Raw genomic sequence first — 22,448 nt, 5'->3', positions numbered from 1 at the left:
TCCATGTTCTCCAAGTACAAAAAACAGTCTGCCACACCACGCGCTGCCGCGCAGCCGGCCCCTGCGGCCGCGCCCGCGCCGCAAAAGGCCCCCGCCCCGGCCGCCAGCATGCGCAAACCCATGGCCCGTACAGCTGCGGAGGCCGCCCCGGCGGACAAGGAACGCAAGCGCAAGGAGCGGATGGGCGAGATCAAGATCCAGCTCCACCGCGAGCTTCTGGACAACCTCAACCTCGCCGCGCTGGAACGCGCCAGCGAGGCGGAACTGCGCGCTGAGATTTCCTCCATCGCCACCGAGATCCTTGAGGAAAAAGGCATCGTTCTCAACCGCGAGGACCGCCAGACCCTGACAAAGGAACTCTATGACGAGGTCACCGGCCTCGGCCCGCTGGAAACCCTGCTTCAGGACGACACCGTCAACGATATTCTGGTCAATGGCCCGCAGCAGGTCTTTGTCGAACGTGACGGCAAACTCCAGCTCAGCGATGTGACCTTCAAGGATGAAAAGCACCTGATGCGGATCATCGACAAAATCGTCTCAGCCGTGGGACGCCGTGTCGATGAAAGCAACCCGTACGTGGACGCCCGTCTTGCTGACGGCTCGCGTTTCAACGCAATGGTGCCGCCGGTTGCTGTTGATGGCTCGCTGGTGTCTATCCGTAAATTCAAGAAGGACAAGCTGGGCATTGATGATCTGGTCAGCTTCGGCGCCTTCACCGAGGAGATGGCCGCCTATCTTCAGGCCGCGGTCTCCACGCGCCTGAATGTCATCGTCTCCGGTGGTACCGGCTCTGGTAAGACCACAACGCTCAACGCGCTATCGTCCTTCATCGACAACGCCGAACGTATCCTGACCATTGAGGATACGGCGGAACTTCAGCTGCAACAGACCCATGTGGGCCGGATGGAAAGCCGCCCGCCCAACGTCGAGGGTCGCGGCGAGGTTTCCCCCCGCGACTGTCTGAAAAACGCCCTGCGGATGCGCCCGGACCGGATCATCGTGGGCGAGACCCGCGGCGAGGAAGTCATCGACATGTTGCAGGCGATGAACACCGGCCATGACGGGTCTATGACCACGATCCACGCCAACTCTGCCCGCGACGGCATCTCGCGCCTGGAAAACATGATCGCCATGGCCGGCATCGAAATGCCCATCAAGGCGGTGCGCAGCCAGATCGCATCTGCCGTCAACATCATCGTGCAGGCCTCGCGCCTGCAGGACGGTTCCCGCCGCATGACCTCCATCACCGAAATCACCGGCATGGAAGGTGATGTGATCTCCATGCAGGAAATCTTCCGGTTCCAGCGCGTGGGCCTCACGCCTGAGAACAAGATCATCGGCCATTTCACCGCCACCGGCGTGCGCAGCCACTACTCCGAGCGCTTCCGCCTCTGGGGCTATGACCTGCCGTCCTCGATCTATGAACCCACCGTGATGGAGGCGCGCTGATGCAACTGAGTGCAGAACCAATCATCTATGGTCTGATCTTCATCGGCGTCTTGGTGCTGGTCGAAGGTCTCTATCTGGTGACATTCGGCAAATCCATCAGCCTCAACAGCCGCGTCAACCGCCGCCTTGAGATGATGGATAAAGGCGGCAACCGCGAACAAGTGCTGGAACAGCTGCGCAAGGAAATGCGCCAGCACATGAGCGCCAAGTCGATCCCGCTCTATTCGCTGCTGGCTGAACGCGCGCAGAAGGCGGCCATTGCCTTCTCACCACGTCAGCTGATCCTGATCATGGGCGGCGTCGCTGCCATCGCCTTTGTCGGTCTCAGTGTCGGCACCAGCGCCGAACTGCCGCTGCGCCTGCTGGCCTCGGTGATCATCGGCGTCGGCGCGGTGTTCTTCTGGGTCAACAAAAAAGCCGCCAAACGCATGGCCATGATCGAAGAACAGCTGCCCGATGCCGTCGAACTGATGGTACGCTCCCTGCGCGTCGGCCACCCGTTTTCCTCTGCCGTGCAGATCGTCGCCAATGAGGTTGAGGACCCGCTGGCCACCGAATTCGGCGTCATCGCCGACGAAAGCGCTTATGGCCGCGATGTGGGCGAGGCGCTGAAGGAAATGGCCGAACGGCTGGACATGCAAGACATGCGCTTCCTCGCCGTCGCGGTGACCATCCAGCAGCAATCCGGTGGTAACCTCGCCGAGGTGCTGGCCGGTCTGGCCAAGGTGATCCGCGCCCGCTTCCGCCTGTTCCGCCGCGTGAAGGCCATCACCGCCGAGGCGCAGTGGTCCGGCAAATTCCTCTCCGGCTTTCCGCTGTTCTGTCTGGGCGGCATTCTGGCCAAGGACCCCGGCTACTATGACAGCGTGATCGACCATCCCTGGTTCATCCCCGCCTGTTTCGTTGTCGGCGCCATGCTGACCGTCAATCTCTTTGTCATGCGCATGCTGACAAACATCAAGGTGTGAGGCAAAATCCATGACATCCCTAAGCGATATCAATGACCTGCTGGTAACACACCTCGGCCCCTTCGGCCCGCTTCTGGTGGTTGGCCTCATTGGCCTCTTCATGATCCTGCTGGCCATTCCTCTACTGCTGAACCAGCCAGAGGACCCGCTGAAGAAGCTGCAGAAAAGCATGTCTGCCAGCACCCAGACCAAACCCAAGAAGGAACGCCTGCGGCAGGCCGATCGCAACGAACAGCTGCAGAAATTCGCGTCCTTTCTGGAACCACAGGACGCCGCCGAACTCTCCAAGATGGAGCTGAAGCTGCGTCAGGCCGGCTACCAGTCCAAGGATTCGGTTCGGTTCTTCCACTTTGCCCAGTTCGCATTGGGGCTGATCGGTCTCGCATTGGGTCTGTTTTACGTCTACGTGCTGAATGCGGACATGGAGTATGACAGCCAGCAGATGGTGATCCGCATCATCGGCCCCGGTGCCGCCGCCTATATGCTGCCGAAATACTGGATCACTCGCCGCATCGAAGAGCGCAAGCAAGAGATCACCTCCGGTTTTCCCGACGCGCTCGACATGATGCTGGTCTGCGTTGAGGCTGGCCAGTCGCTGGATCAGGCCATCGTGCGCGTGGCCAAGGAACTCCATGCCTCCTACCCGGCGCTCGCTGATGAATTCGACATTGTGGCCCAGGAAATGAAGGCCGGTAAGGACAAGGACAAGGTCATGCGCGACATGGGCACCCGCTGCGGTGTGCAGGATGTGTCCTCCTTTGTGACCGTGATGATCCAATCGGCCACCTTCGGCACCTCAATTGCCGAGGCGCTGCGGGTCTACGCCGGCGAAATGCGGGACAAACGGGTGATGCGCGCCGAAGAGGCCGCAAACAAGTTGCCAACCAAAATGACCCTTGCCACAATGACCCTTACGGTGCCGCCGCTGCTGATCATTCTGGTCGGGCCTTCAGCGCAGGGCATCGCCAATCTGGGCAATATGAGCAAATAACACATGATGACATTGGGTTGGGCCATCCCGTCCCGTCTCTGTCGGCTGATCACCGCCACCCTCGCGCTTGCGTTGGTGGCGGCTTGCATGTCGCCGGGTGGCAAACCGGACCCGAAGGATCCACTGGGCGGCCCGGCCTTGCCCGGCGTTGATCCCCGTGGCACCGCCGAAAGCGGCCTCATTGTCGGACATCGGCTGATGGCTGCGGCGGAATATGAGCTGGCGCTGGACGCCTTCACCCGTGCCGCACTAGAGGACGGCCTCAGCGCCGAGGTGCTCTCCGGCCTTGGCACCGCCAATCTGGGACTGGGGCGTCTGGGGCAGGCCGAAACCCATCTGCGCCGCGCGGTGGAACGCGATCCGGACTGGCCAGCCGCCATGAACAACCTCGGCGTGGTGCTGATGGAACGGCAAAAATACCCGGAGGCCGAGCAGATCCTGCGCCGTGCCTTCGCACTTGATAATGGCGAAAGTGACGCAATCCGCGAAAATTTCCGCCTTGCCCTCGCAAAACTTGACCAGAGCACGCATAGTGATCCGCAACAAAAAGGCTACGCATTGGTGCAGCGCGGAGGGGGCAGTTACCTGATTCGCACGTCCCGGTGACGCAAGGCCTAGAGGCAGAGCAGCACAGAGGACGCAAAAAATGCGCCAGCAGATTTTCGTATCCGCATGTCTGGTCGGTGGGCTTGTCCTGTCGGCCTGCGCCAAGGACGATACCGAAGCCGTGGACCGCGCCTTTCAAGAGGTGAACGTGGTCGACGAGAGCAATCTCAACGATGTGATGCTGACGGTTGCCGACCCGAATGAGGCCGTCACCTATTTCCAGCGCACCGTGAAATCCGCCCCCGACCGGATTGACCTCAACCGTGGGCTGGCGCTTTCGCTGATCCGCGCCAAGCGCAACACCGAGGCGGTCACCGCCTGGAAAAAGGTCATCTCCCTCCCCGAGGCCACCGATGCTGACCGCGTCGAACTGGCCGACGCGCTGATCCGCACCAGCAACTGGGACGAGGCCCGCGCCACGCTCGACAAGGTGCCGCCCACCCACGAGACCTTCAAACGCTACCGGTTGGAGGCGATGGTTGCCGATTCCGAACAGAACTGGAAACGCTCCGACAGCTTTTACCAGACCGCTGTTGGCCTCACGACGCAGCCCGCCCGCGTGATGAACAACTGGGGTTACTCCAAACTGACCCGTGGCGATTATGCCGAGGCCGAGCGCCTGTTCGGCGACGCCATCCGTCAGGATCAATCGCTGTTCACCGCCAAGAACAATCTGGTGCTGGCCCGTGGCGCGCAGCGCAACTACACCCTGCCGGTGATCCCGATGGATCAGACCGAACGCGCCCAGCTGTTGCACACGCTGGCGCTGTCGGCTGTGAAACAGGGCGACGTCCAGACCGGCGAAAGCCTGCTGCGTCAGGCGATCTCCACCCACCCGCAGCATTTCGATGCCGCCGCCCGCGCGCTTGCAGCGCTGGAAAACGGCTGATACCGGAGCCTGCTGTCCATGTTGATCTCGGCCCATGTCGCCCTGTGGTTTCTGCCCTTCGTCGTGCCGCTCTGCTGTGTGGTCGCGCTCAATGACCTGCGCCATATGCGCATCCCCAACTGGACGGTGGATCTTCTCGGTGCGATTTTTGTCATTGTTGGCCCCTTCCTGATGAGCTGGACGGACTATGGCTGGCAGTTGCTGCATCTGCCCATCGGCATCGGCCTTGGTTTCCTATGCTACAGCGCGGGTATGGTCGGGGCGGGGGACGCCAAATTTGCCGGGGCCGCAGCCCCCTTTGTGGTCTTTGGCGATCTGTCTGTGGTGGTGATGATTTTCTCCGCTATGCTGCTGGCTGGCTTCCTGACGCATCGCATTGCCAAATACACGCCCCTGCGCCGTCTCGCCCCCCATTGGAAGAGCTGGGATGTCGGCAGCAAATTCCCCATGGGGCTCTGCCTTGGTGGGACGCTGGTGTTTTATCTGGTGCTGGGCAGCCAGCTGGGCCAGACCGCCCCTGTCTAAGCACGTCCCCGACGCCCCGCAGCTTTCCTAAAATGCGCTGCATCTGCCCCGCCCCTTCGCGGAAATGCACCAGCTTTGCCCCGCTTGTGCCACAGTGCTGAATAAACTCTTGCCTGACAGTTCCGCACGCCAGGAGGCGCGCATTTGTGCAACCGAGACAGGCAGGCCGCAGCATGAACATGCAGACATCCGCCGTAATGGCGCCCCCCTCCCCGCGCGGGCTGGAGCAGATGCAGCTCCCCCTGGTGATGATGCGGGATATCCTGCTGAAAACGATCTTCCGCAAGACCTGCGAAAACGTCAGCGAAATCGCTGCCGCCATCTGCCTGCCAAGTCCGGTGACACAGGAACTCGTGGATATCGCCCGCGAACAGAAACTGCTGGAAGCCACCGGCACACTGAACGCCAACAGCGGCAACGAAATGGGCTATCAGCTGACCGACGCAGGCAAGGCCCGCGCGCTGGATGCTCTCAGCCAGTCGGAATACTACGGCGCCATGCCGGTGCCGCTGGACATCTACCGCGAGCAGGTCAAACGCCAGTCGATCCGCAATATTCTGGTCACCCGTCAGCAGCTTTTGGGCGCGATGGGGCATCTGGTGCTGCCCGACAGCCTGCTCGATCACCTCGGCCCCGCCGTCAGCGCCGGTCGCTCAATCCTGATGTATGGCCCACCCGGCAACGGTAAATCCTCCATCTCCAACGGCATCCGCGACGCGCTGGGGGACCATGTCTATGTGCCCCGCGCCATAGAATATGCCGGTCAGGTGATCACGGTCTATGATCCCATCGTGCACACCGCCGTGCCCCTGCCAGAGGACGACCCCAACAGCCTGCGCCGTGCGCGCCGCTTTGACAGCCGCTATGTGATGTGTGAACGCCCCACGGTTGTCACCGGCGGCGAGCTGTCCCTGTCGATGCTGGATCTGGTCTACAACCCCACCGCACGCACCTATCAGGCACCGCTGCAGCTGAAATCCACCGGCGGCATCTTCATCGTTGATGACCTTGGCCGGCAGGCGGAATCACCGCAGGCGCTGGTCAACCGCTGGATCGTGCCGCTGGAAGAGGGACGCGATATCCTCTCCCTGCAATCGGGCGAGAAATTCGAAGTGCCATTCGACACGCTGGTGATTTTCTCCACCAACTTCCACCCCAATGAAATCTTCGATCAGGCCGCCCTGCGCCGGATCTTCTTCAAGATCAAAATCGACGGCCCCGATCAGGAAAACTTCCTCAAGATCTTTGCCATGGTCGCGCAGAAAAAAGGCATCCCGCTTGATGAGACCGCGCTGGTGCACCTGCTCAAACACAAATACCCGACCATCGACAATATCTACGCCAATTATCAGCCGGTGTTCCTGATCGACCAGATGAAGGCGATCTGCGATTTCGAAGGCATCCCCTACCAGATGTCTCCCGACCTCATCGACCGCGCCTGGGCCAATATGTTCGTGAAGGACGAACACATCGTCAAATGAGCCACCCCAAAGTTTTTTGAAAACTTTGGCCAGAACTTTTAGAAAAGTTCTGCCACCGCGCCTACATAAGTCGGATGAGCAGGCTTCCCGATGTCATCACGGATTGGTTCAGCACCCGTGGCTGGACCATTCATCCCCACCAGCAAGAGATGCTGGCGCGCGCCGATGATCCGGCGACATTGCTGATTGCCCCCACCGGTGGTGGCAAAACTATGGCTGGTTTCCTGCCAACGCTGGCTGATCTCGCCACCGGCGACCACCAGGGTCTGCACACGCTCTATGTCTCGCCGCTGAAGGCACTGGCGGCGGATATCAAACGCAACCTGCGCACCCCGGTTGAGGACATGGGCCTGCCCATCCGCATTGATGACCGCACCGGTGACACCCCCGCCAGCCGCAAGCGCAGCCAGCGCGCCGACCCACCGCATATTCTGCTCACCACGCCAGAAAGCCTCGCGCTGCTCACCTCTTACGAGGACGCACCACGCATGTTTGCGGGGCTGAAACGGGTGGTACTGGACGAAATCCACGCCCTCGCCGAGAGCAAACGGGGCGATCAACTGATGCTCGCCCTGACCCGACTACAGGCGATCTGTCCCGACATGCGCCGCGTCGGCCTTTCGGCCACCGTCGATGACCCCGCCGCCATCGCGCAATATCTGGCCCGCCACCCGGATCCCTGCAACATCGTGATGGCCGATCCCGGCCCCGCCCCCGACATCCGGATGCTGCACACCGACGCGGCCCCGCCCTGGGCTGGTGGCGGCGCGGCCCATGCCATCCCTGCCGTGCTGGAACAGATCAAGGCGCACAGAACCACGCTGATCTTTCACAACACCCGCGCCCAGGCCGAAATCTTCTTTCGCAATCTCTGGCTCGCCAATGATGACGCGCTGCCGATTGGCATCCACCACGGCTCGCTTGATCGGGTGCAGCGGGAACGGATAGAGGCCGCCATGGTCCGCGGCGATCTGCGCGCGGTGGTCTGCACCGGCTCGCTTGATCTGGGGATCGACTGGGGGGACGTCGATCTGGTGATCCAGATTGGCGCGCCAAAGAACGTGAAACGGCTGGTCCAGCGCATCGGACGCGCCAACCACCGCTACAACGCCCCCTCCAAGGCGCTTCTGGTGCCTGCCAACCGGTTTGAGGTGGTCGAATGCCGCGCCGCTCTTGAGGCGGTGGAGGCAGGCACGCTGGACGGAACCCCACGCCCCCCCGGCCCCCGCGACGTCCTGTGTCAGCACATCCTGATCCGCGCCTGCGCCGGTCCCTTCGCCGCCGATGAGCTATATGCCGAGATCACGGGAGCCGGCGCCTATGCCAGCCTTACAAGGGCGGAATTCGACGCCTGTCTCGATTTCTGCGCCACCGGAGGCTACGCCCTCCGGGTCTATGATCAGTGGCAACGGCTGCTGCAACGCCCGGACGGACTGTGGCAGCTGCGCGACCCCCGCGCCACCCGCCGCATCCGCATGAACATTGGCACCATTCAGGACGCCGATCTTTTGAAGGTCAGGCTCAAACGCAGCCGTGGTGGCAAACCGCTTGGGGAAATCGAGGAAGCCTTTGCCGCCACTCTGACCCCCGGAGATACCTTTCTCATCGGTGGGCAGGTGGTACGCTATGAATCCTTGCGTGAAATGACGGTGGAGGTCAGTCGCAATGCCAGCAAGACGCCCAAGGTGGCGGTCTTCTCCGGCACCAAATTTGCCACCTCGACCCAGCTCAGCACCCGCATTCTGGATATCCTGCAACGCGACAGCTGGCCCGATCTGCCACCGCACACCGCTGATTGGCTGGCCTTGCAACGGGAGGTCTCGCAGATGCCCCGCCGGGGCCAGCTGCTGCTCGAAAGCTTCCCCTTCCGGGGCCGCGAACACCTTTGCATCTACGGCTTTGCCGGGCGCAATGCGATGCAGACCCTCGGTCTGTTGCTGACCAAACGCATGGAGGAGCTGTCGCTCGACCCACTGGGCTTTGTCGCCACCGATTATGCCACGCTGATCTGGGGTCTTAGCCCGGTTGACGACCCTGCACCGCTGTTCGACCCGGACAAACTGCGCGCCGGTCTTGACGGCTGGTTGGCGGACAACGCGGTGATGAAACGCAGCTTTCGCGCAGTGGCCAATATCGCAGGCCTCATCGAACGCAATACCCCCGGCCAGCGCAAGAACGGCCGTCAGGCGACGTTCTCCTCTGACATCCTCTACGACACATTGCGCAAATATGATCCCGATCACCTGCTTCTGGACATCACACGGCAGGAGGCGCTTGGCGGTCTGGTGGATTTCGGCCGTATTGAGGAGATGCTAACGCGCATCAACGGAAACATCACCCTCAACCGCCTGTCGCAGATCTCGCCCCTTGCAGCCCCCCTGCTGCTTGAGGTCGGCAAGGTCCCGGTAAAAGGCGCGGCACAGGAAAAATTGCTGCAACGCGAGACCGAAGACCTGATGCGCCTCGCCGGTCTGGCAGCGCTTGAAGCCCCGGCTGCACCAGAGCTTTGACTCCCGATCGACAGACTTGCACCGTCCCGCAAAACCAGCGATCAGAGCAGCCATGACCGGCTATGATTTCTCCCTCGCAGGCCAGCAGCTCACAGCGCTTGGCTCCGGCGCGCTCTGGTGGCAGGCGCGCAGACTGCTCTGCGTCGCCGATCTTCACTTGGGAAAATCCGAACGCCAGCTCAGACGCGGCGGCACCGCCCTGCCCCCCTATGAGACTCGCGACACGCTTGAGCGTCTCGCAGCGGCGATCGACCAGATAAGCCCCGAAACGATCATCTGCCTCGGCGACAGTTTCGACGATAATGCCGCAACCGCAGCCTTGTCGGATGCCGACCAAACCCGTCTCGACCAGCTGATCGCGGCCCACCGCTGGATCTGGATCACCGGCAACCATGACCCCGCCCCCACCGGGTTGGCGGGCGAGGCACATGACAGCCTGACCCTCGGCCCGCTGCTGTTTCGTCACATCGCCGACCCCGCATTTACAAGCGAGAGCGCAACAGACGTCACCGCTGAAATCTCCGGGCATTACCACCCCAAGGCCCGCCTGCGTGGCAACGCGAGACCGGCATTTCTCGCCGATCATCAGCGCCTGATCCTGCCCGCCTTCGGCACCTATACCGGCGGCCTCTGCACCACCCATGAGGCGCTGCGGGATCTGATGTCGCCACGGGCTCTGGCAATTCTCACCGGCCCGCGCCCGCTGCCCTGCCCGATGCCGCGCTGACCCTCTGCGCTAGATCTGCGCGCAGCGTCACATCCCCATGGCAGCATGCGTGGTCTATGCTGGCTGCACATGTGAAAGGGACCGCCATGATCGAACAGCGCATCCGCGACAGCTTTGCCAAACAGACCATGATGCAGACGCTGGGCGCACATATTGCAGAGGTCGGCGAAGGCACCGTCACCATCTCCGCGCCCATCCTGCCGGGCAGCCGCCAGCAACACGGGGTGGCCCATGCCGCCCTCAGCTTTGCCATCGGTGACAGTGCCGCAGGTTACGCCGCCCTCACCCTGATGCCTGCGGACAGCGAGGTCATGACAGCCGAGATGAAGATCAACCTCCTCGCACCGGGCGCGGGCGATCTGCTGCGCGCCACCGGCAAGGTCATCAAACCCGGCCGCCGCCTGATCATCGTCACCGCCGAAGTCTATGCCATCACCGGCGCAGAGGAAAAACTGATCGCCCTTCTGCAGGGCACAATGGTGCCAGTGTCGGTCTAAGCGCCACTACCCGTCACCTTTCCAAAAAATACTCCCGCCCGCTGCTCGTCAGGCGGCTTTGCCGCTGAGAGGGGAGGCATCCGACGGGAGTATCAAATGTTACCATTGTGGTTTTGCGCAGGATTTACGCAGTCAGGCCTTCCGGCTCTGCCAGCCCATTGGCGCGGCAGCAGGCGGTCACGGTGTTGGCCAACAGGCAGGCAATGGTCATCGGGCCAACGCCGCCGGGCACCGGGGTGATCGCGCCTGCGCGCTCGGCGCAGCTGGCGTAATCCACATCCCCCACCAGCTTCATCTTGCCTTCGCCCTTTTCAGGCGCGGGGATACGGTTGATGCCCACGTCGATCACGGTGGCGCCTTCCTTGATCCAATCGCCCGGCACCATTTCCGGGCGGCCCACAGCGGCAACCACGATATCCGCGCGGCGAACAACATCCGGCAGATCCTTGGTGCGGGAATGCGCGATGGTCACGGTGCAGCTGTCCCCCAAGAGGAGCTGCGCCATCGGTTTGCCGACGATATTGGAACGGCCAATCACAACCGCCTCCATGCCCGACAGCGAGCCGTGGTAGTCGCGCAGCATCATAAGGCAGCCCAGCGGCGTGCAGGGCACCATGCTCTTTTGACCCGTGCCCAGCAGACCCACGTTGGAAATGTGGAACCCGTCCACGTCCTTCTCCGGCGCAATGGAATTGATGATCAGGTCTTCGTTCAAATGGCCGGGCAGCGGCAGCTGAACCAGAATACCATGGACCGAGGGGTCGTTGTTCAGCGTGTCAACAACCGCCAGAAGATCCGCCTCAGAGGTGTCGGCATCCATCTTGTGCTCAAAGGAATTCATGCCAACTTCGACGGTCTGCTTGCCTTTGGAGCGCACATAGACCTGGCTTGCCGGGTCTTCGCCCACCAGCACCACGGCCAGACCGGGGGTGATGTCGTGCTCTTCCTTCAGCCGGGCCACGTGGCCTGCCACTTTTTCACGTACGGTGGCGGCAAAGGCCTTCCCGTCGATGATATTCGCTGCCATTGCTTTTGTCCTCTTGCTGCGCGCCACATGGGGCTGCGCGTTACTCCTCGCGGATCACCCGTGCCTCACGGGCAATCGACCATTCTACCAGCTGGCGCCACAGGCTCTCGACCAGATCGGGGTCTAGCCCCGCAGCGCTGGCCGTGGTCCGGGCGTTTGCAACCACCTCTTCGACGCGGGCCGGAATGCGCGCAGGCCAGTTGTTGGCCGTCTTCAGCGCGATCGCGCGGTCGATATAGCCCGCCCGTTCGGCCAGCAGCGCAATCAGATCCCGGTCCAGCCTGTCGATCTGCTGCCGCAGTGCTGGCATATCAGCACAGTCTTGTGGCGGGTGTCGGTCAGTCATCTTCAAACTCCTGCGGCCCGGGGAGGCTCCCCGGGCCGCAGATTGCCTATTTCAGGCCTTAGAACAAGCCTTCGATCTGGCCATCGTCGTTCAGGCGGATGCTTTCCGACGCAGGTTTACGTGGCAGACCCGGCATGGTCATGATCTCGCCGCAGACTGCGACGATGAAACCGGCGCCCGCCGACAGACGTACTTCACGGACAGGAACCGAATGGCCGGTTGGTGCGCCGCGCAGAGACGGATCGGTAGAGAAAGAATACTGGGTTTTCGCCATGCAGACCGGCAGGTTGCCATAACCTGCTTCTTCCCATTCTTTCAGCTGGTTGCGGATCTTGTTGTCGGCCAGAACCTCGTCAGCACGGTAGATGCGCTTGGCGATGGTTTCGATCTTCTCAAACAGCGGCATGTCATCGGGGTAGATCGGTGCAAAGTTAGCCGAGCCACCTTCGATGATTTCCACGACTTTTTCGGCCAGCGGTGCCGAGCCTTCAGATCCCAGTTCCCAGTGGCGCGACAGAACCGCTTCAACACCATGGGTGGCGGCGTAGGCTTTAACGGCCTCCACTTCCGCATCAGTGTCGGTCACGAAGTGGTTGATTGCGACAACAACCGGCACACCAAAGGATTTGATGTTCTCGATGTGGCGACCAAGGTTGGCACAACCGGAGTTTACGGCGTCGACATTCTCAGCGCCCAGATCCGCCTTGGCCACACCGCCGTTCATCTTCATTGCGCGCACGGTGGCAACCAGCACAACCGCGGACGGTGCGATGCCTGCCTTACGGCATTTGATGTTCATGAACTTCTCGGCACCAAGATCCGCACCAAAGCCTGCTTCGGTGACGACATAGTCGGCGACTTTCAGCGCGGTCTTGGTTGCGATCACGGAGTTACAGCCGTGTGCGATGTTCGCAAACGGGCCACCGTGGACAAACGCCGGGTTGTTTTCCAGGGTCTGCACCAGGTTCGGCTGCATCGCGTCTTTCAGCAGAACGGTCATTGCGCCTTCTGCCTTGATGTCGCGACAGTAGACCGGGGTCTTGTCGCGGCGATAGGCCACGATAATGTCGCCCAGACGCTTTTCCAGATCCTTGAGGTCGTTGGCCAGGCAGAGGATCGCCATGACTTCGGACGCCACGGTGATGTCAAAGCCGGTTTCGCGCGGGAAGCCGTTCGACACCCCACCGAGCGAAGCCGTGATCTGACGCAGGGCGCGGTCGTTCATGTCGACCACACGACGCCATGCCACACGACGGATGTCGATTTCGCACTCATTGCCCCAGTAGATGTGGTTGTCGATCATCGCCGACAGCAGCGAGTGGGCAGAGGTGATGGCGTGGAAGTCACCGGTGAAGTGGAGGTTCATTTCCTCCATCGGAACAACCTGTGCGTAACCGCCACCTGCGGCGCCACCCTTCATACCGAAGTTCGGGCCGAGGCTCGCTTCGCGGATACAGATCATCGCGTTTTTGCCGATGCGGTTCAGGCCGTCGCCCAGACCCACGGTGGTGGTGGTCTTGCCTTCGCCCGCCGGGGTCGGGTTGATCGCGGTCACCAGGATCAGCTTGCCGTCTTCCTTCGACTGCACCGAGTTGATGAACTCCTGGCTCACCTTCGCCTTGTCGTGGCCATAGGGCAGCAGATCGTCGCTGGAGATGCCGACCTTTTCACCGATTTCCTGGATCGGACGCTTCTGCGCCTCGCGGGCGATTTCGATGTCACTCTTGTAGCTCATGGCCGGGTTCCTGAATTGTGAGGTCTCGAATGGACAGGCACAGCCGTGCCGGTTTCCCGCAAGACTTAGCCCTTCTGCGACATTCGATGCGCGTGATTTCCGACATGATCAGGCATTGAAACGGCGTTCACTCACCCTAGGGCAGCCAAAGATCGCCAATCGTGTCAGGCCGACGCCTATACGCAACCCCGATGGGCAGATTGGCCCGACTCAAGCCGGGCCTCAGGGCGCCCAGGCCGGTTGATCCGGCACAAACAGGCGCAGGGTTTCCCCCGCTTTCAGCACGCCGGGCCGTTCCACCCAGGCCATCACACCGCGTCTGCCGGTGGCTGCTGGCTTGAACTTCGGACCAAAGCCCGCGTGGTCCTTCTCGATTTCCTTGGCCGGGAAAATGCAGGGACGGTTTTCAATATCCACCGTCAGGGTCACCCCATCCGGCCCCTGCAACCGGCTGGACGGCGGCAGATGGCTGAGGTCGGGAATACCGCGCAGCACCAGCGTCGCGCCAAGGTGGACGGGATCAATCCGCTCCATCCCCATATCAGCGGCGATCAACGCCAGCTCTTCTTCCGACAGGATGCTGATCTGGCGCAGGTTTCGGATTTCCGTGCCCTCGGGATGCAGGTTGCGCACCCGCACACAGGAGGCCCGCAAGGCACCTTCGTGGCGCTCACCCGCGATACCGTCAAAGCCCAGCGTCAGCTGATCCTGCTGTTCGGACCGCAGCCCACCGGTGGCAGCCGGAACATAGCCGATCCAGGTCACCTCTCCCTGAAACTCGGTTTCGCGCATCACTGGCATGGGGGCATCTCCACTGCAAAATATCCTGACAAATCAGCGCCACCATAGGCACGTGCCCTGTTTCTGACCAGCCCCGGAACAACCTCTGTGGGTCACTGTCAGCCGACCAAAGGCAGCGCATCAAAAAACCCGGCCACCTGTGGGGTGACCGGGTCTGATTGTGCAGTATTCCGGGTGCCTTACCGTCAGGAGGACGGCTCCGGCGCCATGCCGTCATCCGATGTGGATTTCTTCGGCTTGGCCTTCGGAATCGCGGTGACAGAGGCGCCGCCGGTATCGGCATCGTCGCCCTCATCCTCACCCGCCTGCGGCGGTTCGCCCTTCATGACGCGTTTGATCTCGTCACCGGTGAGGGTCTCATACTCCAGCAGCCCCTGCGCCAGCCGTTCCCATTCCTCATTCTTATCCTTGAGGATCTGCAACGCCTGATCATAGCCCTGCTGGATAAAGCGCTTCACCTCATCCTCGATCAGCTCTTTGGTGTTGGCTGAGACCGAGAAGCCAGCGGTATTGCCGGAATAGCCCTCATGCGCTTCGGCGTAGTCGATATTGCCGACCTTGTCCGACATACCCCAGCGCAGCACCATGGCACGCGCCAGCTGGCTGGCCTGCTGGATGTCGCCCGCCGGACCGTTGGAGACATGGTCCTCACCGTATTTGATCACCTCAGCAGCCTTACCCGCCATGGTCATCGCCAGTTTCTGCTGACATTCATCACGGTGATAGTTCAGACGGTCCATTTCTGGCAGTGACACCACCATACCCAGCGCACCACCGCGCGGGATGATGGTTGCCTTGTAGACCGGATCGCACAGCGGCAGCGCCATACCCACGACGGCATGACCCGATTCATGATAGGCGGTTTTTTCCTTCTGGTCCTGCGTCAACACCATGGAGCGGCGCTCCGCCCCCATCATCACCTTGTCCTTGGCTGATTCGAAATCTTCCATGGTGACAAAGCGACGACCGACACGGGCCGCCATCAGCGCCGCCTCATTCACAAGGTTGGCCAGATCCGCGCCCGAGAACCCGGGGGTACCGCGGGCGATGATGCGCAGATCAACGTCGGGACCAAGCGGGGTTTTGCGCGCATGCACGCCGAGGATCTTCTCACGGCCCTTGATGTCAGGGTTGCCGACGGTGACGTTACGGTCAAACCGGCCCGGACGCAGCAAGGCAGGGTCCAGAACGTCCTTGCGGTTGGTGGCCGCCAGGATGATCACGCCTTCGTTGGCCTCAAAACCGTCCATCTCAACCAGCAGCTGGTTCAGCGTCTGCTCACGCTCATCATTGCCGCCGCCGTAACCGGCCCCACGGTGGCGACCCACCGCGTCGATCTCGTCGATGAAGACAATACAAGGCGCGTTTTTCTTCGCCTGCTCGAACATGTCGCGCACGCGGGATGCACCGACACCAACGAACATCTCAACAAAGTCGGAACCGGAGATGGTGAAGAACGGCACACCCGCCTCACCGGCAATGGCCCGCGCCAGCAGCGTTTTACCAGTGCCCGGAGGGCCCACCAGCAAGGCGCCTTTGGGGATCTTGCCGCCGAGGCGCGAGAATTTCTGCGGGTTGCGCAGGAATTCAACGATCTCTTCCAGCTCTTCCTTGGCCTCATCAATGCCCGCAACATCGTCAAAGGTCACGCGACCGTGCTTTTCGGTCAGCATCTTGGCCTTTGACTTGCCAAAGCCCATGGCGCCACCTTTGCCGCCGCCCTGCATCCGGTTCATGAAATAGATCCAGACACCAATCAGCAGCAGGAAGGGCAACAGCGTCAGCAGGAATGACTGAAACCCGGACTGCTGCTGCTTTTCAGCGCGCACCGGGATGTTGTTGTCGATCAACAGCGTGGTCACCTCGGCATCGCCGGGTTTGATGGTCATGAAATTCTGGCCGTCCGACGTGGTGTAGCGAACCTGTTCGCCATCCAGCGTCACGGTGCTGACATTGCCGTTTTCAACCGCGCTGACAAAATCAGAAAAAGTCTTCTCTCGGCTCTGCATCGTGCTGCCCGAACCACTGAACAAGTTGAACAGCGCCAAGACGAGCACAAACAGAACAACCCAAAAGGCGATATTGCGTACGTTGCCCAAGGAAAGTCTCCCAATATGCGAGGCGCACCTGGCAGGCCGCCTTCGTTGCCTCTAAAATAGGGATACTTCACTGAGGTTCAATGCGATAAAAGGGCTGTGAAGAACTCTTCGCTGTTCTGGACCAGTTCTGCGGTCCATCCATTGCCATTTCCCGCCAATGGCGCGGCAATCAGCTCATCCTGTTTCCACACCGCCGGGGTGGCCTGTAAAACGGCGCCCGGGACCTCGGCCTGACGCCAGTCAGGGCAACGCAGCAACCCCGCCGGCCCCAGCGCGCGCACCTCGTGATCCTGCACCTCACCGCCAAAAACCCGCCAGCGCTGGTCCCAGATTTTGCCCGGCAGCGCCACCTCTTCGGCAACCGGTTTATATTCGCGGCAAATCCAGGTGCGCTGCTTGCGGGTGATCATCCGGCAGCCCCCAAGGGTGAAGGACCCACCATGGCGCACCGCATCGCGCGCCTTGATCATCGGATCCCGTCGCGGCGGATGTACCGCCCCGCTGACCCATTGCACCGAACGCACCAGCAACCGATGGGCGATTTCATCCGGCAGGGTGCGGAACTGACGCTGGTCAATCACAATCGCGCCATCGCGCACCTCGGCCATATCCCGGGCGGCCAGAAACGTATACCAATCCAGCGCTTCACGGGCCGCCCCCATATTGCGCGCCACCGCTGCGAGCCGCTCCACCGTTAATCCCAGCGGTTCCAGCGCCTCCATCGCCTGACGCACCCGCACCCGTTCAAATCGGGCATCCTCATTGCTGGGATCCTCGACCCAGCAGCACTCGCGGGCGCGCAGATACGCGCGCAATTCTTCGCGTGTGACCTCCAATAGCGGGCGCAGCAGCGTCACACCCTCCATTGCCCGGCTACGCGACATGGCCGACAGCCCAGAGACGCCCGACGACCGGCCCAGCCGCATTAGCAGCGTTTCGGCCTGATCATCCGCCGTATGACCCAGCGCCACCGTGGAGATGTCATTCAACTGTGCCCAGGAGGTCAGCAGCGCATAGCGCGCATTGCGGGCCTGTTCCTGCAGGTTGCCCGCCTGCCCTGCCGTCGGACGGTCGCACCATTGCAGGATGTCATGGGCCATGCCCAGTTTGGCAGCGGCGCCCGCAACCATCTGCGCCTCATCACCAGAGGTCGGGCGCAACCCGTGATCCACGGTCGCAACACAGATCTCGACGCCAACATCGGCAAAACACTCATGCAGCAAATGCATGAGCGCCATCGAATCACCTCCCCCGGAGACCGCGACCCCCAGCCTCGCAGGCAGGGCAGATCGGAACTGCTCCTGCACGATGGCCAGGATATCCCGGTCGGGGCGGGTCAATTGCAGGCCAGTTTGGCGCGCTCGGCCTCCGCTGCGGCCGTCTCGGCGACGCCGGGGAACCGGCTGCCAACCTCGGCGAGGGTCACGCAGGCCTGACTGGTCTGTCCCAGCCGTCCCAGAGCTGCGCCAAGTTCAAACAACGCTTTTGGCGCGGTCTCACCCGTAGCATTGCCGGAGAAGGACGCCAGATAGGCCCGCGCGGCCTCACGGGTGTCGCCCAACCCATCAAGCGCCTTGCCACGGTTATATTCCACCGCAGCGGCCAACGGGCTGCCCGGATAAGCCTGCGTGAAGGCTGCAAATTTCTCCGCCGCCTCCTGATAGGCGCCGCTGTCCAGCGCCGCTTTGGCGGCATCGAAATCCGCCTGTTCCCCCACGGCCAGCTCAGAGGTGGTATCAACAGCCGTGCCCGGCGTCGCCAGCAGGGCGGGCGCGCCGCCTTCCGGCAATTCCCCACCGCCAAGCGTGGTGGTTTCGCCCAGCTGCGAGATATCGCCGCCTTCCAGCTCCACCAGCCGGAATTCCAGATCACCGATCCGGTTGGTGCCATCCTGCACCACGCGATCCACCCGGTAAGACAGCTGTTCGGTCTGCGCGGTCAGCCGCTGCAGCTCTGCCTCGATGGCGCTGACCCGATCCAGCACGCTGTCACCTGCGACATTGGTCTGCGGGCTGCCAGTGGTCGACATCTCCCGCTTCAGCCGCTGGATTTCTACGTGCAGCACCGTCAGCTCCTGACGAATATCGGCGAGGGTCTGTTCATCCTGCGCCCGCGCCATCAGCGGCGGCATGGCCAGGGTCAGTGCAAGGGCGGCAATCGCAAAAGGACGCAGTTGCATGATCGCTTACCCCGTCAGACCACCCGCCAGCACGGTGACCGCGCGACGGTTCTTGGTGTAACAAGCCTCATTCGAGCAGATCTCCAGCGGGCGTTCCTTGCCAAAGCTGACGACTTGCAGACGGTTGCCCGCAACCCCTTGCGACAGCAGATATTCCCGCGCGGCATTGGCGCGGCGCGCCCCGAGGGCGAGGTTATATTCCCGCGTGCCCTGCTCATCCGCGTGGCCTTCGATAGTGACCACATAGTCCGGGTTCGCGGTCAGCCAGCGCGCCTGCCCCTGCAGAACGCTCTGCGCGGCGGGCGAAAGGGTCGACTGGTCAACCGCAAACAACACCCGGTCTCCAACGGTCTGCTGGAAATAAGCCGGGCTGCTGGGGTCAAGCTGTCCGGCAGCCCCGGCCCCCGCTCCCGCACCGGAGCCACCGCCTCCTGCCGTATCGTCCCAGGGATTGCCTGCACAGGCACTCAGTCCCAATGCCGCTGCCACCAGCATCGCTTTTGTCAAACCACTCATGATGTCCGCCTCGTCCCGTTTCCATATCTTGCACCAGATTTATCACAGCGCTGGTGCCGCTGCCACTTTGGTCTTCGTTCCTGGCGCGCGCATCGGACCGACATGGCAGACGCGCGACACCTCAGTTCTGTAGCGGCGACCATGCCGGGTCCGACGCGCCATCCGGGGTGCGCACAGGTTTCAGATTGCGCCCTGAAACATCCACCGAATAAAGCAGCGCCCGGCCGCTGGCGCCCTGGGTCTCGCGGGTGAACATGATCACCCGGCCATTGGGCGACCAGGTTGGCCCCTCATCGAGGAAGGAGGCCGTCAGCAGGCGTTCCTCGCTGCCATCGGTGCGCATCACACCAATGTGGAACCGGCCCTTGTTCTGTTTGGTAAAGGCGATCATATCCCCGCGCGGTGACCAGACCGGGGTGCCGTAGCGCCCCGCGCCAAAGCTGATCCGCCGGGCCTCGCCGCCGGTGGCCGCCATCACATAAAGCTGCGGCGCACCGGAACGGTCGCTTTCAAAAACAATCTGACTGCCATCCGGCGAAAACGACGGGGCCGTTTCAATCGACGGCGCGCTGGTCAGACGAGTGCGGGCGCCGGTGTCGATATTCATGGTGAAAATATCGGTATTGCCGCCCTGCGACTGCGAATAGACCACCGTGCGCCCATCCGGGGCGAAGCGCGGCGCAAAGCTCATGATGCCATTGTCCGCCGACAGAACCCGGCGTTGAACGCTGCCCACATCCAGCACATGGATCTGTGGAAAGCCGCTCTCATAGCTGGTGTAAAGCACCCGGTCACCGGTGGGAGAGAAGCGTGGCGCCAGCACGATGGAGGCGCTGTTGGTCAGATACTGCACATTGGCGCCGTCGTAATCCATGATCGCCAAGCGCTTGCGCCGGTCATTCTTCGGCCCGCTTTCGGAGACGAACACCACGCGGCTGTCGAAATAGCCGCTCTCGCCGGTGATGCGGCTGTAGATTACATCCGCCACCTTATGCGCCATACGCCGCCAGCCATCGGTGGTGCCGGAAAATTGCAGCCCCGTGCCGAGTTCTTTCTCGGCAAAGACATCATGCCCACGGAACCGCACTGTCAGCCGATTGCCATTGACGCTGAGCGCGCCGGTGATCAGCGCCTGCGCATTCACAGCCTTCCAGTCGGCATAGGACACCGCAGCGTCAAAATCGGTAACCTTGGAGATATGCGCCGAGGCCGGCACCTCACGAAACAGGCCGGTGCCGCTCAGATCCGCTGCGATCACCCGCGAGATATCGCGCGCCAGTTCAGCAGCGGCAGGGGTTTCGGGCACAAAGCCGGGCACCGCATAGGGCAAGGGTTCGATCACCCCGTCGGTGATTTCGATCCGCAAGGGGCCATCCTGTGCCTGCGCAGGCAGAGCAGACGTCATCACCGCCGCTCCCAGCAGGGTCGCGCCCATCACGAGCGTTGCCAGATATGTCCTCATTTGATCCGCATCCTTTCGGGATTGAAGGTCATTTCGATATTACGCCATTGGGCATATTTGTCAGACGGAAGTTGAAAGCCGCGCGCACCGCAGCGCAAAATCGCCCGCCGTGCCGCGCCAAAGGCCTGATTGGCCGCCGATCCTGATCCGCCAGTGCTGGACAGCATTCGAATGCTGCCCTCTTCCGGTCGGCCATCCTGTGTCAATGCGACGGAGACCACCACGGTGGTGCGCAGTGCCTCCGATGACAGCGAACCCACATTCCAGCATTGCTGCACCGCAACCCGCAACGCGTCCTTCTCTCCGCTGGTCAGCGGCGGCCCGGAGGGTTCCGGCGCTTCCACCTCACCACCACCGGCAAGGGCTGCGGCCAATGCATCCTCCACCGCATCAGAGCGATCCGGGGATGGGGCGGTTTCAGGTTCAGCCGCGGCGGGCTCCGGTTCGGGTTGCGCCACGGGTTCAGGGCGATCAGGTCGCCGCCTCGGGCGCAAGGACTGCGCGGGGGCGGCGCTGGCCACCTGATCGGTCTCGGCCTCGACCTCCTCGGTCACGATCCGGTCATTGGCCGCCGCTTCGGCGGTGGCCTGCTGGGATTCCTGTGCAGGTTCGGTCCCGACCTCATCGGACACCTCGGGCTGGGCCACATCAGCAATCTGCGTGTCTGGTTCCGGCGGTGCGACAGGTGTTGGTGCAACCCGATCAACCGGGCGCAGCTGCGGGCGCTCGGTCAATTGCGGCGTCACAGTCGTTGCATCAGGCACATCCGGCGGCGTCGGCGCGGCGACCGGCGGGGCCGGCTCGACTGGCTGCGGTTCTGGCCGCTCGCTCAACTCGGCATCCGGTTCAGGCGGGGTAACCGGCTCAGGTTGGGTGATCTGCGGCTCTGGATCCGGCTCTGGCGGTGACGTCACCTCCGGGCGCGGCTCCGGTTCGGGCTGGGTCAGATCACCTGCGGTATCCGCCACCACTGGCGCGGCGCGCTGCTGGCTCAGCTTGGCAAACTGCTCCGAACTGATCAGCGCCACATCCTGCACAGCAAGCGGCAAGGGTTCAGACGGAAACCAGGCGCCGAACACGACCCAGCCCGCCAGCAGCGCGTGGCCTGCAACAGAGATCTTGGTTCCGGTTTGCACACCCGTGCCCCGCCTATTGTCCGGTATCGTCGACGGCACGCCCGTCAAGGCTCGGGCCACCTACATCGGTCACCAGTCCAACGCTGGAAAAGCCACCGGCGTTCAGCGCGCCCATCACCTGCATCACCGCCTCGTATGGGATCGCCCCATCGGCGCGCAGGAAAACCTGATCCGAAGACCGCTCTGCCGCGATGGCGCGCAGTTTGGCGATCAGCTCATCCGGGGCCACGGCAGTGGTCTGGATCTGGATCTCGCCGCTGGCGGTCATGGTCACGGTCAGCGGCTCTTCCTCATCGCCCGGCAGCGCGCCTGCGGCGGTCTTTGGCAGTTCCACCGGCACACCAACCGTCATCAACGGGGCCGCCACCATAAAGATGATCAGCAGCACCAGCATGACATCGACAAAGGGCGTGACGTTGATTTCCGCCATCGGCCGCGCACGGCTACGCCGCCGTCCCCGGCGGCGCCCATTGGCGGCATTGGGTTGAACCGAGGCCCCCATGG

General features: G+C 62.3%; 21 protein-coding genes. 10 read left to right on the top strand and 11 right to left on the bottom strand.

Annotated elements, in window-relative coordinates; all coding sequences use genetic code 11:
* Window positions 1–3: 3 nt before the first annotated feature.
* The 10 genes from J4721_RS18445 to J4721_RS18400 all read left to right on the top strand — a co-directional run bounded on the left by J4721_RS18445 (window position 4) and on the right by J4721_RS18400 (window position 10,643).
* Entirely contained in the window at window positions 4–1,449 is a 1,446-nt protein-coding gene (locus J4721_RS18445; protein WP_014879253.1) for a CpaF family protein, read from the top strand.
* On the top strand, window positions 1,449–2,417 hold the full coding sequence (locus J4721_RS18440; protein WP_014873707.1) for a type II secretion system F family protein: 969 nt from the start codon (window positions 1,449–1,451) through the stop codon (window positions 2,415–2,417). The genes J4721_RS18445 and J4721_RS18440 overlap by 1 nt, the downstream gene beginning before the upstream one ends.
* A gap of 10 nt (window positions 2,418–2,427) precedes the next feature.
* Window positions 2,428–3,408, top strand: coding sequence for a type II secretion system F family protein (locus J4721_RS18435; protein ID WP_014873706.1), 981 nt, complete (start codon window positions 2,428–2,430; stop codon window positions 3,406–3,408).
* 3 nt (window positions 3,409–3,411) lie between these two features.
* Complete coding sequence (locus tag J4721_RS18430) at window positions 3,412–4,014, top strand: tetratricopeptide repeat protein (protein ID WP_014873705.1); 603 nt, start codon at window positions 3,412–3,414, stop codon at window positions 4,012–4,014.
* A gap of 40 nt (window positions 4,015–4,054) precedes the next feature.
* Window positions 4,055–4,903, top strand: coding sequence for a lipopolysaccharide assembly protein LapB (locus tag J4721_RS18425; RefSeq protein ID WP_014873704.1), 849 nt, complete (start codon window positions 4,055–4,057; stop codon window positions 4,901–4,903).
* An 18-nt stretch (window positions 4,904–4,921) separates the two neighbouring features.
* Window positions 4,922–5,428, top strand: a complete 507-nt coding sequence (locus tag J4721_RS18420; protein WP_014873703.1) for a prepilin peptidase — start codon at window positions 4,922–4,924, stop codon at window positions 5,426–5,428.
* 173 nt (window positions 5,429–5,601) lie between these two features.
* On the top strand, window positions 5,602–6,909 hold the full coding sequence (locus J4721_RS18415; RefSeq protein ID WP_211003432.1) for an ATPase: 1,308 nt from the start codon (window positions 5,602–5,604) through the stop codon (window positions 6,907–6,909).
* A 74-nt stretch (window positions 6,910–6,983) separates the two neighbouring features.
* Complete coding sequence (locus J4721_RS18410; protein WP_211003433.1) at window positions 6,984–9,419, top strand: ligase-associated DNA damage response DEXH box helicase; 2,436 nt, start codon at window positions 6,984–6,986, stop codon at window positions 9,417–9,419.
* 52 nt (window positions 9,420–9,471) lie between these two features.
* On the top strand, window positions 9,472–10,146 hold the full coding sequence (gene pdeM / locus J4721_RS18405; protein ID WP_211003434.1) for a ligase-associated DNA damage response endonuclease PdeM: 675 nt from the start codon (window positions 9,472–9,474) through the stop codon (window positions 10,144–10,146).
* 86 nt (window positions 10,147–10,232) lie between these two features.
* The gene (locus tag J4721_RS18400; RefSeq protein WP_102855790.1) at window positions 10,233–10,643 is read left to right on the top strand and encodes a PaaI family thioesterase; all 411 of its coding nucleotides are present in this window, start codon (window positions 10,233–10,235) and stop codon (window positions 10,641–10,643) included.
* A 124-nt stretch (window positions 10,644–10,767) separates the two neighbouring features.
* Here J4721_RS18400 and folD read toward each other — a convergent pair whose 3' ends face one another.
* The 11 genes from folD to tolR form a co-directional block, all read right to left on the bottom strand.
* Complete coding sequence (folD, locus tag J4721_RS18395) at window positions 10,768–11,670, bottom strand: bifunctional methylenetetrahydrofolate dehydrogenase/methenyltetrahydrofolate cyclohydrolase FolD (protein ID WP_211003435.1); 903 nt, start codon at window positions 11,668–11,670, stop codon at window positions 10,768–10,770.
* 40 nt (window positions 11,671–11,710) lie between these two features.
* Window positions 11,711–12,016 (bottom strand): chorismate mutase, encoded by a 306-nt coding sequence (locus tag J4721_RS18390; protein ID WP_014873697.1) that lies wholly within the window; start codon window positions 12,014–12,016, stop codon window positions 11,711–11,713.
* Window positions 12,017–12,074: 58 nt separating this feature from the next.
* Entirely contained in the window at window positions 12,075–13,751 is a 1,677-nt protein-coding gene (locus J4721_RS18385; protein WP_211003436.1) for a formate--tetrahydrofolate ligase, read from the bottom strand.
* Window positions 13,752–13,973: 222 nt separating this feature from the next.
* Window positions 13,974–14,552 (bottom strand): MOSC domain-containing protein, encoded by a 579-nt coding sequence (locus J4721_RS18380; RefSeq protein WP_014873695.1) that lies wholly within the window; start codon window positions 14,550–14,552, stop codon window positions 13,974–13,976.
* 185 nt (window positions 14,553–14,737) lie between these two features.
* Window positions 14,738–16,651, bottom strand: a complete 1,914-nt coding sequence (ftsH, locus tag J4721_RS18375; protein ID WP_014873694.1) for an ATP-dependent zinc metalloprotease FtsH — start codon at window positions 16,649–16,651, stop codon at window positions 14,738–14,740.
* A 77-nt stretch (window positions 16,652–16,728) separates the two neighbouring features.
* Window positions 16,729–17,934, bottom strand: coding sequence for a tRNA lysidine(34) synthetase TilS (gene tilS, locus J4721_RS18370; RefSeq protein ID WP_256440715.1), 1,206 nt, complete (start codon window positions 17,932–17,934; stop codon window positions 16,729–16,731).
* A gap of 53 nt (window positions 17,935–17,987) precedes the next feature.
* Complete coding sequence (gene ybgF, locus J4721_RS18365; RefSeq protein ID WP_211003438.1) at window positions 17,988–18,830, bottom strand: tol-pal system protein YbgF; 843 nt, start codon at window positions 18,828–18,830, stop codon at window positions 17,988–17,990.
* Window positions 18,831–18,836: 6 nt separating this feature from the next.
* Window positions 18,837–19,346, bottom strand: coding sequence for a peptidoglycan-associated lipoprotein Pal (gene pal, locus J4721_RS18360; protein ID WP_014873691.1), 510 nt, complete (start codon window positions 19,344–19,346; stop codon window positions 18,837–18,839).
* Window positions 19,347–19,467: 121 nt separating this feature from the next.
* Entirely contained in the window at window positions 19,468–20,808 is a 1,341-nt protein-coding gene (tolB, locus tag J4721_RS18355; protein ID WP_044041374.1) for a Tol-Pal system beta propeller repeat protein TolB, read from the bottom strand.
* Entirely contained in the window at window positions 20,805–21,944 is a 1,140-nt protein-coding gene (locus J4721_RS18350) for an energy transducer TonB (RefSeq protein WP_211003439.1), read from the bottom strand. Before J4721_RS18350 ends, tolB begins: the two co-directional genes overlap by 4 nt.
* Before the next feature lie 13 nt (window positions 21,945–21,957).
* Window positions 21,958–22,446: a protein TolR gene (gene tolR / locus J4721_RS18345; protein ID WP_027247938.1), complete on the bottom strand. Its 489-nt coding sequence runs from the start codon at window positions 22,444–22,446 to the stop codon at window positions 21,958–21,960.
* Window positions 22,447–22,448 lie beyond the last annotated feature (2 nt).

Source organism: Phaeobacter sp. HS011 (assembly GCF_018101215.1).
Lineage (GTDB): Bacteria > Pseudomonadota > Alphaproteobacteria > Rhodobacterales > Rhodobacteraceae > Phaeobacter > Phaeobacter inhibens.
Note: the sequence above shows the minus strand (reverse complement) of the source record. Positions and strands in the feature narration are given on the sequence as shown.